Source organism: Phenylobacterium sp. (assembly GCF_004799515.1).
Taxonomy (GTDB): Bacteria; Pseudomonadota; Alphaproteobacteria; order Caulobacterales; family Caulobacteraceae; genus Phenylobacterium.
In genome coordinates this window covers 42,145-56,778 of record NZ_SSMX01000031.1, presented here as the reverse complement: position 1 = coordinate 56,778, position 14,634 = coordinate 42,145, and the positions used below count along the sequence as shown (strand labels likewise).

Annotated in this window: 12 protein-coding genes and 1 tRNA gene; 5 read left to right on the top strand and 8 right to left on the bottom strand. The window is 70.3% G+C overall.

What is annotated here, in order from left to right; translation table 11 throughout:
* Positions 1-2 precede the first annotated feature (2 nt).
* Entirely contained in the window at positions 3-677 is a 675-nt protein-coding gene (gene bioD / locus E8A49_RS14865) for a dethiobiotin synthase (protein WP_293382807.1), read from the top strand.
* Positions 678-725: 48 nt separating this feature from the next.
* Here the strand turns inward: bioD and E8A49_RS14860 are convergent, their stop codons facing one another.
* On the bottom strand, positions 726-2,471 hold the full coding sequence (locus E8A49_RS14860; RefSeq protein ID WP_293382804.1) for an ATP-binding protein: 1,746 nt from the start codon (positions 2,469-2,471) through the stop codon (positions 726-728).
* 279 nt (positions 2,472-2,750) lie between these two features.
* On the opposite strand from E8A49_RS14860, the gene E8A49_RS14855 reads away from it, so the two are divergent.
* Complete coding sequence (locus tag E8A49_RS14855) at positions 2,751-3,698, top strand: AraC family transcriptional regulator (RefSeq protein WP_293382801.1); 948 nt, start codon at positions 2,751-2,753, stop codon at positions 3,696-3,698.
* Between the two features lie 276 nt (positions 3,699-3,974).
* Positions 3,975-4,547: a PEPxxWA-CTERM sorting domain-containing protein gene (locus tag E8A49_RS14850; protein WP_293382798.1), complete on the top strand. Its 573-nt coding sequence runs from the start codon at positions 3,975-3,977 to the stop codon at positions 4,545-4,547.
* On the opposite strand, the gene E8A49_RS14845 is transcribed toward E8A49_RS14850, so the two are convergent.
* The 6 genes from E8A49_RS14845 to glmU form a co-directional block, all read right to left on the bottom strand.
* On the bottom strand, positions 4,534-4,965 hold the full coding sequence (locus tag E8A49_RS14845) for a hypothetical protein (protein ID WP_293382795.1): 432 nt from the start codon (positions 4,963-4,965) through the stop codon (positions 4,534-4,536). The genes E8A49_RS14850 and E8A49_RS14845 overlap by 14 nt on opposite strands.
* 96 nt (positions 4,966-5,061) lie before the next feature.
* Entirely contained in the window at positions 5,062-6,447 is a 1,386-nt protein-coding gene (locus E8A49_RS14840; RefSeq protein ID WP_293382792.1) for a class II 3-deoxy-7-phosphoheptulonate synthase, read from the bottom strand.
* A 99-nt stretch (positions 6,448-6,546) separates the two neighbouring features.
* A complete protein-coding gene (locus E8A49_RS14835; RefSeq protein ID WP_293382789.1) occupies positions 6,547-7,746 on the bottom strand; it encodes an O-antigen ligase family protein in 1,200 nt (399 codons plus the stop codon).
* Positions 7,743-9,122: a glutathione-disulfide reductase gene (gene gor / locus E8A49_RS14830; protein ID WP_293382786.1), complete on the bottom strand. Its 1,380-nt coding sequence runs from the start codon at positions 9,120-9,122 to the stop codon at positions 7,743-7,745. Before gor ends, E8A49_RS14835 begins: the two co-directional genes overlap by 4 nt.
* Positions 9,123-9,150: 28 nt before the next feature.
* A complete protein-coding gene (rpiA, locus tag E8A49_RS14825) occupies positions 9,151-9,840 on the bottom strand; it encodes a ribose-5-phosphate isomerase RpiA (RefSeq protein WP_293382783.1) in 690 nt (229 codons plus the stop codon).
* Positions 9,837-11,198: a bifunctional UDP-N-acetylglucosamine diphosphorylase/glucosamine-1-phosphate N-acetyltransferase GlmU gene (gene glmU, locus E8A49_RS14820; protein ID WP_293382780.1), complete on the bottom strand. Its 1,362-nt coding sequence runs from the start codon at positions 11,196-11,198 to the stop codon at positions 9,837-9,839. The genes rpiA and glmU overlap by 4 nt, the downstream gene beginning before the upstream one ends.
* A 111-nt stretch (positions 11,199-11,309) precedes the next feature.
* Between glmU and E8A49_RS14815 the strand changes: the two genes are divergently transcribed.
* Complete coding sequence (locus E8A49_RS14815) at positions 11,310-13,592, top strand: transferrin receptor-like dimerization domain-containing protein (protein WP_293382777.1); 2,283 nt, start codon at positions 11,310-11,312, stop codon at positions 13,590-13,592.
* Positions 13,582-14,310, top strand: a complete 729-nt coding sequence (locus E8A49_RS14810; protein WP_293382774.1) for an HAD hydrolase-like protein — start codon at positions 13,582-13,584, stop codon at positions 14,308-14,310. Before E8A49_RS14815 ends, E8A49_RS14810 begins: the two co-directional genes overlap by 11 nt.
* 8 nt (positions 14,311-14,318) lie before the next feature.
* On the opposite strand, the gene E8A49_RS14805 is transcribed toward E8A49_RS14810, so the two are convergent.
* Positions 14,319-14,393, bottom strand: a tRNA-Val gene (locus tag E8A49_RS14805).
* Positions 14,394-14,634 lie beyond the last annotated feature (241 nt).

Below are 14,634 nucleotides of genomic sequence, written 5' to 3'. Positions count from 1 at the left end.
CCATGCCGACGCTGTTCATCGCCGGGACCGGCACCGACGTGGGCAAGACCTATGTCACCGCCTCGCTGATCCGGGCGCTGTGCGGCGCCGGCGTGGCGGTCGAGGCGCTGAAACCGGTGGTCAGCGGCTTCGATCCCGCCGCGCCAGCCGGCAGCGATCCAGCGGTGCTGCTGGACGCCCTGGGGCGCCAGCTGTCATCCGAGGCCCTGGCCGGGATCTCGCCCTGGCGATACCGGGCGCCGCTCTCGCCGCCCCTGGCCGCGGCGCGCGAGGGCGCGAGCCTGCCGGGGGCGGCGGTGATCGACCACTGCCGGGCGCGCAGCGCCGAGGCGCCGGACGGAACCTGGCTCCTGGTGGAGAGCGCCGGCGGGATCATGTCGCCGCTGGACGACGCGCGCACCATGCTGGACCTGGCCGCGGCGCTGGCCGCGCCGGTGCTGCTGGTCGCGGGTAGCTACCTGGGCACGATCAGCCACACCCTGACCGCGGTGGCCGTGATCGAGGCGGCGGGCCTGACGCTGGCGGGACTGATGGTGAGCGAGACGGAGCCGGATGCGTCCACCTTTGCGGACACGGTGGCGGCTATCGCTGGACGCGCGCCTCAGGCGCCCGTCATCGGGCTGCGGCGCGGCCAACCGATGGAGCCCGCAATGCTCGAAGCCCTGGGACTGGTCTGAGCGCGGCGGGCTGGTCCCGCAGCGAGGCCTAAGTGCCAAGGCGCCGCACTAGGCGGCGGCCGAATGGGAGGAGCTGGCGTCCGGAGCGTCTCCGGCGGGATCGCGCTCCACCCAGGCCGCCACCACGCTCAGGAGCTCGGCGACGTTGATCGGCTTGCCGATGTGGCCGTTCATCCCGGCCTCGGCGCCGGCGGCGGCGTGCTCCGGCAGGACGTTGGCGCTCAGCGCGACGATCGGCGTGTCGCGGTTGGGCGAGGCCGCGCCGCGGATCGCCCGGGTGGCGGTGAAGCCGTCTATCTGCGGCATCTGCAGGTCCATCAGGATCAGGTCGAAGGGCCGGTGGCGGGCCGCCGCGACGGCCTCAGCGCCGCCGCCCGCCTCCTCCACAGAATAGCCGGCCGCCTCCAGCAGGGTGCGCACGAGCTCGCGGTTGAGGTCGAGGTCGTCGACCACCAGGATCCGCGACAGCCGCCCGGCCGGATGGAGGCGGATCGCTTCGGGTGCGGCCGGCTCGCGCAGCTCGCAGGGCGGCGCGGTCACCGAGAGGGAGAAGCTAGAGCCCACGCCGACCTCGGACGCGACGCCGATCTCGCCCTCCATCAGTTCGACGAGGGCCTTGCAGATCGAGAGGCCCAGTCCAGTCCCGCCGTGGGTGCGGGTCACAGAATTGTCGGCCTGGGAGAAGCGCTGGAAGAGACGCCCCAGCTTGTCCGGCGGCACGCCGCAGCCGGTGTCGGAGACGGTCACGGCGAGACGCTCGACCGCCCCGTCGTAGGTGACGGCGACCGCCACGGCGCCCTGGCCCGTGAACTTGATCGCATTGCCCAGGAGGTTGAGCATGACCTGGCGCAGCCGGCCGCTGTCGGCGAGGAGCGCCGGCGGAACCTCGGGCGCGATCTCAAGCCGCGTCGCCAGGCCCTTGCCGGCGGCCTGGGCGGCCACGGTCGCCAGAGTGTCCTCGAAGAAGGCCGCCGTGGCGAAGGGCTGGGGATCCAGCTCCACATGGCCCGTCTCCAGCTTGGAGAAGTCCAGGATGTCGTTGACCACCGCCAACAGGGTCTGGCCGCTGGAGGCGATCCGGCCGACATAGGTCGCGCCCTTGGGCGGCAGGTCCGGCATGGCGCTCAGGAGGTCCGAGAAGCCGATGATGCCTGTCAGGGGCGTGCGGATCTCGTGGCTCATATTGGCCAGGAAATCCGACTTGGCCTCCGCCGCGGCCTGCGCCTGCGCGACGGCCGCGTCCAGCCTGCGCCGCTTGTCCGTCAGGTCGGTCCGGACCGTCCACAAAAGGCCGAAGACCGCCATCGGGCTCGCCAGGAGGGTGATCAGCATCAAGGGCTGGTGGCCGACCAGGAGGCCGAAGCCCGCGCCCACCTGGGCGACGGCGGTGGCGATGACCGGCGGCAGGAGGTTCAACGCCAGCCGGCGCGGGCGGTCGTAGTCGCGGGCCAGGATCTGGAACAGCACCAGGCCCATAAGCGTCACACCGAAGGTCTGGGCCGCGCCGGTATGGAGGGCGACGAGATAGAAGGCGGCGGCTGAGTAGCCGGCGTTGCGGATCCACGCGAAAACCGCCGCGGGGCGCCCGTCGGGCCGCCCGGCCTGCTGAGCCGCCGTCACGGCGGCCATCGCCAGCAGCCAGCCTGCCGCGAGACGCCAGCCAGAAACGGGAAAGGCGGCGAGCGCGGTCAGCAGCGGCAGGAGCAGGCCCGATCCGCGCCCGACCACAGCCGTCAGGCCGCCGAATTTCGGGGCGCCACCCGACTGGCGTTCGCCGCTTCCCATCGCCCGCATCACGCCCGACTCCGCTCTACTGTCGGCCACACTACCGGAAATTGTTGAAGGACCCTTTCAGGTTGCCGCGCGAAGTGGCTTCCGCCGCAGGCCGGTCGCTTCGAGCATCCCTACGACGGCCTCCATTGCGGCTTCGTTGCTGAAGTCGCGCAGTATTGATATAAAGAACTTGAGCTTACGATGGTCGGCGAGTGGTCGTCCGGCATACTTGAGGCGATCCCGCGGAGCGGCGCCAGTGCGCGCGGAAGGGTCTTCGGAGTTGTGAGCGAAAGCCCCGCCTTGACCGTTCCCTTCACGCTGTCCAACGACGTCAGCGAGAATTTCGAGCATTGGCGCGAAGAATGGATGCGCCCGGTGTTGGGCGCGGACGTCGAGGCGCCGGATCCCGCTCGCTATCGCAGCTGGCTCCGCGTGCTTCGGTTGCCAAAGGTCTCCGTCATCGAATCCCGGTGCACGCCGAGCGTCCTGCGGCGCACCCGGCGCCTTGTCCGCGACGGAGATGAGGGGCTGGTCGTCGTCCTGCCGTGGCGCGGGACGCTGGAGTACCGCGTCGGCGATAAGCAGGGGCGGCTCGAAGCGGGCCAGGCCATGATGCTGCCGCTCGACGAGCCGAACAGCCTCGTGGCCCGGGAAGGCGTGCACGGCGTGTCGCTGCGGTTCGACCGCGAGAGCGGTCGCGATGGCGTCTTCGCAGCGGAGCACGACCTGCGGCGGCCGGCGCCGGTGGCCGCCGTCGCGTCGCGGCTGCTGCGCGGCTACCTCTCCTCGATGCTGGCGATCGACGAGGGGCTCACCCCGGCCCTGTCGCAGGTGGCCGACCGGCACCTGCAGGAGCTGCTGGCCAACGCCTTCAATCCCTGGGGCGAACTCGCCCGGGCCGCGCCCTACGGCGGGATCCGCGCCGCGCGCCTGCAGGCGATCGTGCAGGAGATCGCCGCGGGGCTGGCCGATCCCGAGCTTTCTGCAGCCTCGGTCGGGCGCCGGCTCGGGGTGTCCGAACGCTATGTGCAGCAGTTGATGGAGGGTGCGGGGGTTTCGTTCTCCACCTTCGTGCGTCATCGGCGGCTGGACCGGGCGCGCGAGCTGTTGAGGGACCCAACCCACGCCCACCTGCGCATCGTCGAGATCGCCGGCCTGGCGGGCCTTGGCGACGTCTCCCATTTCAACCGGGAGTTCCGCCGCCGGTTCGGCGAGGCGCCAAGAGACGCGCGGCGGCGCGGTCTCTAGGGCCTAAAGCGCCGCCTTGTGCGGCTGCGGCCCGATTCACTGCGTCCCGAACCAAGACCGATCGCCTCGCCGGATGCTTAGGTCTGCCACGCCCTACCTCGGGGTTGCTTTCAAGGGACGGCGATGATCGGCGGCGGCGCGTCGCCGCCATAGGACGCTAGCCGCCTGTCCGCGGCGGGCGACGCGGCCTTTCTGTGCAAACTTCATTTGAGAAGAGGAAGCTCAATGTTTTCCTGGCTTAAGCTTTCACCCTCAGGTCACCGCCTATGTCCGACGATGGCGATCGCCGCCGCCGTGGCGCTAGGCGCCCTATCCGCCGCGCACGCCGCCGATCTCGCCGGCGCCGAGGTCACCGTCAACTGGCTCTACCCGGACACGGCGACGACCTTCGAGACGCAGAGCTTCACGGTCGGGCCAGGTCCCGAGCTGACCTGCCCCGGCGGCGCCGTCGGGGGCGGCCTCTGCGGCGGATTCCAGGATTCCTCGGTGGTCGACATCGGCGCCAACACCCTCAGCCTGACGATCACGGGCGGTGACGACGTGTGGAATCCGGCGGGTTTCAACGGTTACGAATTCAGTGGCCTGTCGGCGGGGGGGCCGTGGAGCGGCTACACACTGTCGACCGATTTCAGCGGACTGGACGCGAGCCGCATCACCTTCACCCCGGATGCGGTCTTCGTGAACATGGAAGGTATCGCGCCCACGGCGGGCGAGAGTTTCACGATCTCGCTGGACGCCGGGGGCCCCGTTCCGGAGCCCGCGTCATGGGCCCTGATGATCCTGGGCTTCGGCATGGCGGGCGCCACGGTGCGCCGACTCCGCGGGATTCCGGGCCTCAGCCGCGCTTGATCGCCGCCGCAACCGGGCGTGGGGCCACCAACCGGGCGAGCCAGCGCCTCACGGGATAGCTGATCGCGACCAGAGCCGCGCCCGTAACGCCGCCCAGGGCCTTGACGATGGCGTCGGCGGCGGCCGGGTCGCGGCCGGGCGCAAGAGCCTGGGCCGCTTCCAGGACGACGGCCAGCGCCACCACCAGGGCGGTGGCGGCCAGCACGCGCCGGCCCGCCGCCAGGACCACGAGCGCGCCCATGACGAAATAGGCGCCGAAGCGCTCCAGATTGGCCGGCGCGAAGTGGGGGCGCAGCCCGGCGGGGCAAAGCGTGACGAAGACGATGGCCGCGATGGCCAACGCCGCCAGGCCGATCTTCCAAGGCGAAGGTTTCGCCCGCCGGCGCTCGTGGCCGACGGGGACGACAGGGATCGACATGGGGCCGCGATACCGCTCGGTTGCTGGCGCGGGAAACCGCGACTTCGAGCGGAACTTAGCGGACCAGGCTTAAGGCACGGTTCGCGGCGCGGCCGATCAGACGCCGGCCACAGCCCGCTTCACACCATCCAGCCGCTCTTCCTTCAGCTTCTCGGCCACCAGGAAGGCGAGTTCCAGGGCCTGTTCGCCGTTGAGGCGCGGGTCGCAGTGGGTGTGGTAGCGGTCGGCCAGATCGCCCTCGCTGACCTGGCGCGCGCCGCCGGTGCATTCGGTGACGTTCTGGCCGGTCATCTCCAGGTGGACGCCGCCAGGATGCACGCCCTCGGCCTTGCAGATCTCCACGAAGCTTTTGACCTCGGAGAGGATGCGGTCGAAGGGCCGGGTCTTATACCCGTTGTTCGCCGTCAGGGTGTTGCCGTGCATCGGGTCGATGGCCCAGACCACCGACTTGCCCGCCGCCTTGGTGGCGCGCAGCAGGGCCGGCAGGCGCTTCTCGATCTTGTCGTAGCCGAAGCGGCCGTAGAGCGTCAGGCGGCCGAGCTCGTTCTTCGGGCTGAGTGCATCGGCCAGCCGCATGAGCTCATCCGGCTCCATTGTCGGCCCGCACTTCACCCCGACGGGGTTCTTCACGCCCTTGAAGAACTCGACGTGGGCGCCGTCCAGGTCGCGGGTGCGCTCGCCGATCCAGATCAGGTGGGCGGAGGTGTCGTACCACTGGCCCGAGGTGCTATCGACCCGGGTCATAGCCTCCTCGAGGTTGAGCAGCAGGGCCTCGTGGCTGGTGAAGAACTCCACCTGGTGCAGGGCCGGCTGGCTCTCCGGGGTGACGCCGATGGCCTCCATGAAGGCCAGCGTCTCGCTGATCTTCTCGGCGACCTCGCGGTAGCGGGCGCCCTGCGGGCTGTCGGCCACGAAGCCCAGGGTCCAGCGGTGGATGTTGTGCAGGTCGGCGTAGCCGCCGGTGGCGAAGGCGCGCAGCAGGTTCAGCGTCGCCGCCGACTGGCTGTAGGCCTGGATCAGCCGCTGCGGGTCCGGCGTGCGGGCGGCGGCCTCGAACTCCATGCCGTTGATGATGTCGCCGCGATAGGACGGCAGGGTCACGTCACCTTGCGTCTCGGTCGGCGCCGAGCGCGGCTTGGCGAACTGGCCGGCCATGCGGCCCACCTTCACCACCGGCTTGCCGCCGGCGAAGGTCAGCACCACCGCCATCTGCAGGATCAGGCGGAAGGTGTCGCGGATGTTGTCGGCGTGGAATTCCTTGAAGCTTTCGGCGCAATCGCCGCCCTGCAGCAGGAACGCGCGGCCTTCAGACACATCCGCCAGCAGGCCTTTCAGGCGGCGGGCCTCACCTGCAAAAACCAGCGGCGGCATGGCGCGCAGGGTCTGCTCGGCCTTGGCCAGGGCGGCCAGGTCCGGATAGTCCTGCGGCATATGCTTGCCGGGTTTCGACCGCCAAGACGCCGGCGTCCACTGTTCGCTCATCGCTCCAAACTCCGCGGCCCCGCCTGTGGTCCAGGCATGGAAGCCTGCTGGGAGGGGAAGCCGGGCGTTCTACTCCGAAAGCGGGCGCAAGGTCGATGCTTAGACGGCCGAGCTGTCCGCCGGCCTCGACGGCGTGTTCAAGACGCACAGCATGGCGATAAGCGCGCCCAGGGCCAGCCACCACTCCTGCCAGACCCCGAAATTCACCCCGAACAGCAGATAAACGGCGGCGCAGGCCGCGGTGGCGGCGGCCACCAGGCTGGGCGCGGGGCGCGACAGCCGCGCCAGGGTGACGCCCCAGAAGGCGGCGGCGGCCACAGCGCCGATCGCGCCCAGCTCCATCCATATCTGCAAGGGGTCGTTGTGCGGATGCAAGATGATGCCGGGGCCGAACATGCGGCTGGCGTCGAGGCCCCAGCCGCGCAGGGGCTGGCGGGCGATCCAGTCCAGCGCGTGGCTCCAGTAATCCATGCGCTTGGCGTCAGTGGCCGGCATGGCGGCCTGGAGGGCGGCGTAGTCGAAGAAGTGGCGCATCGCCCAGATCAGGGCCGGCATGGCCAGGAACAGCAGGACCGCGGCGGCGGCCAGGACCCTCGGCGCGGTCGTGGGCCAGCGCCAGACGACCAGGGCTGTGAGCGGCGCCAGGACCAGGCTGAGGATCGGGGCGTCGTCTCCGAAGGTGAGCGCCGCCCAGGCGACGCCCGCGAACATCACCAGCGCCAGCCACGGCCGCAGGCGCGCAGGCGCGCCCAACGCCGCCAGCGGCCAGATCAGGCCGAGGACGAAGGTGGAGTGGCCGATGTTGGCCTCGGCGATGTCGTCGCGGATCGGCTCGTAGAAGACGTGCAGGGCCTTGTAGAGCGCGCCGTGCGTCGCCGCCTCCGCCGCCAGCACCAGGCCGAAGACCGCGCAGCCCCAGGCCAGGATACGGAGCGCGCGGGCGCGCAGGGCGGGGTCGGCGCGCCGCGTCGCGGAGACCGCACTCCAATAGAGCGGCAGCTCGAAGGCCAGCTTCAGGATGGTGTTATTGCCGGGCTTGCTGGGATGGTACGGGCTCCAGAGCGTCGAGACCGCGGCCCAGACCAGGGCGCTGGCCAGGATCAAGGCCACCGGGCGGTCCTCATCGCTGATCCGCACCGCCGGCAGGCAGAGGAGGCCCACCAGCCCAATCATCACCGCAAAGCCCAGGGGCGCGAGCCAACCCAGAACCGGCACGGCCATGGCGGCCACGATCAGCACCCGGCCGCACCAGGTCGCCAGACGGTCGCGCGGCTGTTCGAGGGCCACGCTGGCGCTCACGCCACCTGCCCCAGGCCGAGCGGCGTGTATTTCTCGCGCATCGTCACCAGCTCCTCGGCGAGCGTCGGGTGGACGGCGCAGGTGGAATCCCACTGGGTCTTGGTGACGCCCATCTTGATGGCGATGGCGGCCATCTGGATCATCTCCGGCGCGTCGGGGCCGACCACGTGGCAGCCCAGCACCCGCTCGGTCGCCGCATCTACCACCAGTTTCAAGAGCGAGCGCTCGTCGCCGCCGAAGGCGTATTTCATCGGCTTCAGCCGGGCCAGATAGATGTCCACCTTGCCGTACTGCTTGCGCGCGTCGGCCTCGGTCATGCCCACCGAGCCGATGGGCGGCTGGGAGAAGACCGCGGAGGCCACCATCTCGTGGTCGAAGCTCGTGGGCCGGTCGTAGAACACCGTCTCGGCGAAGGCCTGGCCCTCGCGGATCGCCACCGGCGTCAGGTTGATGCGGTCGGTGACGTCGCCCACCGCCCAGATGTTCTCAACGTTGGTGCGCGAATAGGCGTCGACGGCGACCGCGCCCTTGTCGGTGAGCGTCACGCCGGCGGTCTCCAGGCCCAGGCCCTCCACATAGGGCTCGCGGCCCAGGGAGAACATCACCACGTCGCTCTCGCAGTGGTGGCCGTCGGTGAAGTGGCTGACGAGGCCGGTCTCGGTCTTCTCGATCCGCGCGTGCTGGGTCCCCAGGATCACCCGGATGCCGCGCTTCTCCATCTCCTCGGTGACGTGGCTGCGCACGTCGTCGTCGAAGCCGCGCAGGACGTTGGGGCCGCGGTGGACCAGGGTCACGTCGACGCCCATGCCGTTGAAGATGCCGGCGAACTCCACGGCGATGTAGCCGCCCCCGGCGATGACGATCCGCGTGGGCAGCTCGGTGAGGTGGAAGGCCTCGTTGGAGGTGATGGCGAACTCGCCGCCCGGCAGGCCCTTGGGCATCCAGGGCCGCCCGCCCGTGGCGATCAGGATCTTGTCGGCGGTCTTGGTCCCCACCTTGTCGACCTCGACGGTGTGGGCGTCGGTGAGGCGGGCCTTGCCGTGAGCCAGCTCCGCGCCGGCGTTCTGCAGGTTGCGGACGTAGATGCCGGAGAGCCGGGCGATCTCCTTGTCCTTCTCCTCAAGGAAGTGCGTCCAGTCGAACCTCGCGCCCTCGACGGTCCAGCCATAGCTCTTGGCCGTCTTGAAATGGTGAGCGAATTCCGAGGCGTAGACCATGAACTTCTTGGGCACGCAGCCGCGTATCACGCAGGTGCCGCCGACGCGGTGCTCCTCGGCGACGGCGACCCTGGCGCCGGACATCGCCGCCAGCCTGGCGGCCCGCACGCCGCCGGAGCCCGCGCCGATCACGAAGAGGTCGTAGTCGTACTTGGCCACCTGGGCCTCCTTCCTTCGCCCGCGCCGCCTAGGGCTCGAGAGTGATGACGCCGCCGTCGGTCCCGATCAGCGCCCGGTCGGCCAGGTCGAGGAACAGGCCGTGCTCGACGACGCCGGTCAGGCTCTTCAGGGCCGCCGCCAGCGCCGCCGGCTCCTCGATGCGGCCGCAAGCCGCGTCATAGATGAGGTTGCCGTTGTCGGTTTTCACCGCCGCGCCGTCCTTCATCCGCAGGCGCGGCGCCGTGCCGATGTCGAATTCGGCCAGCACGTCGCAGATGCGGTTGGCCGTGGTCTTGTGCCCGAAGGCCACGACCTCGATGGGCAGCGGAAACTTAGCCCCGAGGGTCTCCACCTGCTTGGCGGCGTCGGCGATGACGACACAGCGCTTGGACGCCTCCCAGACCAGTTTCTCGCGCAGCAAGGCCGCGCCGGCGCCCTTGATCAGCGACAGGCCGGGTCCGATCTCGTCGGCGCCGTCGACGGTGAGGTCGATGGTCCCGGTCTCGCCCAGCTCGGCGAGCTTCAGCCCCAGGCTCGCCGCCAGGTCGGCGGTGACCGTCGACGTCGAGACGCAGGTGAGCTTCAGGCCGCGCGCGCCCAGGGCTTTCACGAACCAGACGGCGGTCGAACCGGTGCCCAGGCCCACCACCATGCCATCCTCGACGAGCGCCGCGGCGGCTTCGCCCGCGGCCTTCTTCTGATCATCCGCTGTGCTCAAGGCTTGCCCTTCTTCGCCGCGCGTTCGGCCAGTTTGCGTTCGCGGAAGCGGGCGGCCCAGCCGTCCTTGGTTTCCTGGGTCCCGCGCTCCAGAGCCAGCGCGTCGGCGGGCACGTCCTTGGTGATCACCGAGCCGGAGCCGGTGAAGCCGCCCGCGCCCACGCGGACCGGCGCCACCAGGGCGGTGTTGGAGCCGATGAAGGCGCCCTCGCCCACATGGGTCTCCCACTTGTCGAAGCCGTCGTAATTGCAGAAGATCGTGCCGGCCCCGATGTTCGCGCCCGCGCCCACGGTGCCGTCGCCCAGATAGGTCAGGTGGTTGGCCTTGGCGCCCTTGCCGACCGCGACCTTCTTCACCTCCACGAAGTTGCCGATGTGGGCGTCCTCGCCGATGTCGGCGCCAGGGCGCAGGCGAGCGTAGGGGCCGATCAGGGCGCCGGACCGCACATGCGCGCCCTCCAGGTGGCTGAACGCGCGGATCAAGGCGCCGGTCTCGACCGTCACCCCGGGCGCGAAGACCACGAACTGCTCGACCGTGGCGCCGGGCGCGACCTTGGTGTCCCAGGAGAAGTGCACGGTCTCCGGCGCCAGCAGGGCGACGCCCTCGGCCAGGAAGTGGGCGCGGCGTCGGTCCTGGAAGATGCGCTCGGCCTGGGAAAGCTGCAGCGGCGTGTCGCAGCCCATGACGGCGGCCTCCGGGGCGCTGTGGGCGCGCACGGTCTTGCCGTCGCCCACCGCCAGGCCGACCACGTCGGTGAGGTAGTATTCCTGCTTGGCGTTGGCGTTGCCGACCCGGACCAGCCAGCCGAACAGCGCGGCGCGGTCCGAGACCATCATACCGGCGTTGCAGAGCTTCACCGCCTTCTCCGCGGCCGAGGCGTCGCGGGCCTCGACAATGCGCAGCACCTCGCCGCCCGGCCCCTGCAGCACCCGGCCGTACAGGAGGGCGTCGGCGGGCTCGAAGGCCATCATGGCGATATCGGCGCCGGCCTCGCGCAGCTCGAACAGAGGCTCCAGGTCGTCGGGCGCCAGGAGCGGCGCGTCGGCGTAGGTGATGACCACGTCGCCCTCGAACCCGGCCAGGGCCTCGCGCGCGGTCAGCACGGCGTGGGCAGTGCCGAGCGGCGGGTCCTGCACGGCCACGGCGCCCGCGCCCAGCCGCGCCTCGGCGGCGGCCCGCACCTCGGCGTTGGCCGCGCCGACCACCACCACGATCTTCTCGCAGCCGATCGCCTCGACGGTGTCGATCATCCGGTCGAGCATCGGCCGGCCGCCCACCTTGTGCAGCACCTTGGGCGTGGCGGACTTCATCCGTGTGCCCTGGCCGGCGGCAAGGATCACGGCGGCGCGCGCGGTCATTGAGCAAGGCCTCCGGCCTGACGAGTCATCGATTGCGTGCGAGCCTTACCAAGCCTTGTCGCCGGGGGCGAGAAGGGGCTAGCGTCCGCGCGCCTTGTCGGGGAGTCTTCCATGAAAACGCGTACCGGTGTCGTCGCCCTTCTGTCTGCCTGCGCGGTTGGCGCAGTGACCTCGGCCTGGGCCGCACCGCCGCCCACGCCCGTCGATTCCAAGGCCTTGGAGGCCAAGTTCGACGCCCAGATCGACCCGGCCGAGATGGGCCGCTGGTTGAAGCAGCTGGCCTCGGAGCCGAACCACGTGGGCTCGGCGCACGACAAGATCAACGCCGAATGGATCGCCGCCCAGCTGAAGTCCTGGGGCTGGGATGCAAAGATCGAGACCTTCGACGTCCTCTATCCGACCCCGATCAGTGAGGCGCTGGAGCTGGTCGGCGGTCCCGGCGCGCCGTTCAAGGCGACGCTGACCGAGCCGCCGATTCCGGGCGACGAGCCCACCTTCACCAAGGACGCCCTGCCCGCCTATGTCGCCTTCCAGGGCGACGGCGACGTCACCGCGCCCCTGGTCTACGCCAACTACGGCATGCCCGAGGACTACCTGGCGCTCGAGCGCATGGGCATTTCGGTGAAGGGCAAGATCGTCATCACCCGTTACGGCGGCGGCTGGCGGGGCCTGAAGCCGCTGTTGGCCCAGATGCATGGCGCGGCCGGCGCGCTGATCTATTCGGATCCAAAGGACGACGGCTACGCCACGGGCGACGTCTATCCCAAGGGCCCGGCGCGGCCGGCGCACGGCTTCCAGCGCGGCTCGGTGGCCGACATGCCGATCTATCCGGGCGATCCGCTGACGCCCGGGGTCGGCGCGACCAAGGACGCCAAGCGGCTCGACCGCAAGGACGCCCAGGTGATCCTGAAGATTCCCTGCCTGCCGATCTCCTACGGCGACGCCCAGGTGCTGCTGTCGGCGCTTGGCGGCCCGGTGGCGCCGGTCGGCTTCCGCGGCTCGCTGCCGATCACCTACCATGTGGGCGGCGGCGACGCGGCCAAGGTCCACCTGGCGGTGAAGTCCGACTGGTCGCTGAAGACGCTCTATGACGTGGTCGGCACCCTGAAGGGGAGCGAAGCGCCCAACGACTGGATCGTGCGCGGCAACCACCACGACGGCTGGGTGATGGGCGCGTCGGACCCGCTCAGCGGCCAGATCGCCCTCCTGGCCGAGGCCAAGGCCTTCGGCGTCCTGATGAAGGGCGGCTGGAAGCCCAAGCGGACCATCGTCTACACCAGCTGGGACGGCGAGGAGCCGGGCCTGCTGGGCTCGACGGAATGGGCCGAGACGCATGGCGACGAGCTGAAGGCCAAGGGCGTCGTCTACATCAATTCAGACGGCAACGGCCGCGGCTTCTTCCGCGCCGAGGGCAGTCACGCCTTCCAGCACTTCGTCAACGAAATCAGCGCCGACGTGAAGGATCCTGAGACCGGCGTTCCGGTGCGCGACCGCGCCCGCGCCCGGCTGGCGGTGACCACGGCCGAGGGCGGCGGCGGGGGCCGCGGCGAAGGCCAGTCGCCGCAGATGAAGGCGGCGGCCAACGATCCCACGAAGGACATCCCGCTGGGCGCGCTTGGCTCCGGCTCCGATTACTCGTCCTTCCTGCAGCACCTGGGCGTGCCGTCCATCGACTTCGCCTACGGCGGCGAGGGCGAGAGCGGCGGGGTCTACCACTCGCTCTACGACGACTATCAGCACCACAGCCAGTTCGTGGACCCGGGCTTCGTCTACGACGCCCTGCTGGCCAAGACCGTGGGCCGCGCGGTGATGCGCCTGGCCGACACCGACCTGCCGGTGCAGCGCTACGCCGACTTCGCCGACACCGTGTCCACCTATCTGGACGAGGTGAAGAAGCTCGCCGACACCAAGCGCGACGAGGCCCGGACCCAGGCGAAGCTGCTGGCCGGCAACGCCTTCGCCCTCGCCGCCGACCCCACCGAGACCCACGTCAATCCTGCGTCGTTCGCCCAGTCTCCGGCGATGAACTTCGCCGCGCTGGAGGCGGCGGTCGCCAAGCTGAAGACCAGCGCCGCGGCCTTCGACGGCGCGCTGGCCGCCAAGGGCGAGAGCCTCAGCAAGGCCCAGCGGGTGAAGCTGGACGCGGTGGTTCGGCCCCTCGACCAGACCATGCTGCGCCCCGAAGGCTTGCCGGGACGGCCCTGGTACATGAACATGGTCTACGCCCCCGGCCGCTTCACCGGCTATGGCGCCAAGACCCTGCCGGGCGTGCGCGAGGCCCTGGAGGAGCGGCGCTTCGACGACGCGCAGAAGTACATCGGCCTCACCAGCCAGGCCCTGGAAGCCTACGCCGCCGAACTCGACAAGGCGACCGCGGTCATGAATGGCGCTTGAGCCGCGGGCGATGGCGGCGCGCGAGGGGTCCTTGGCCGGCGCCGTCATCGCCTTCGACCTGGACGGCACCCTGGTCGACACCGCTCACGACCTGGTGGGGACGCTGAACTGGCTCTTGGAGGGCGAGGGCTTGGCGCCCCTGCCAATGGACGAGGCGCGGCCGTTCATCGGGCGTGGCGCGCGCTGGCTGATCGAGCGCGGCTTCCAGGCGGCGGAGGCCCCGTTGGGGACCGGCGAGGTCCAGCCCTTGCTCGAGCGGTTCCTGGCCCGCTATGAGGCGCACATCGCCGATGAGAGCCGTCCGTTCCCCGGTTGCGTCGAGGCGCTGGAGGCGCTCAGGGGCGACGGCGCCGGGCTGGTGGTCTGCACCAACAAGCTGACGGGCCTCTCGACCACCCTGCTCGATGCGCTGGACATGACCCGGCTGTTCGAGGCGGTGATCGGCGCCGACCGCGCCCCAGCCATCAAGCCCGACCCGCGCCACCTCCTGACCGCCATCGCCGCGGCCGGCGGCGCCCCGGCCCGCGCCATCCTGGTCGGCGACGCGGCCACCGACGCAGGCGCGGCCCACGCCGCCAAGGTCCCGTTGATCCTGGTCAGCTTCGGCTACACCGAGACGCCGGTCGGCGACCTCGGCGCCGATATCCTGATCGACCGCTACGACCAGCTGCCAGACGCCTGCCTGCGACTGCTGAGCGTGAGCGCCTTGGATTTCTAGAAGGGCGATGGTGGATGCGACAGGGATTGAACCTGTGACCCCCTCGGTGTGAACGAGGTGCTCTCCCGCTGAGCTACGCATCCGCTATTCGCGAGGAGGTGGGCGTATACCGTGGGCCTTCCCGCCCCGCAAGCGGCGAGCGCAAGACCATTCTCGTCCACCTCGATCGGTGCAGGCCCCAGCTCAGCGGGCTCGTTCACACCGAGGGGGTCACAGGTTCAATCCCTGTCGCGTCCACCATCGCTTCCCCGGAAAATCACCTTGCAGCGTTTAGGCCGTCCGCAACCGGCCATGCGCAGGAACCCGACCCGGCGGGCGTCCGTT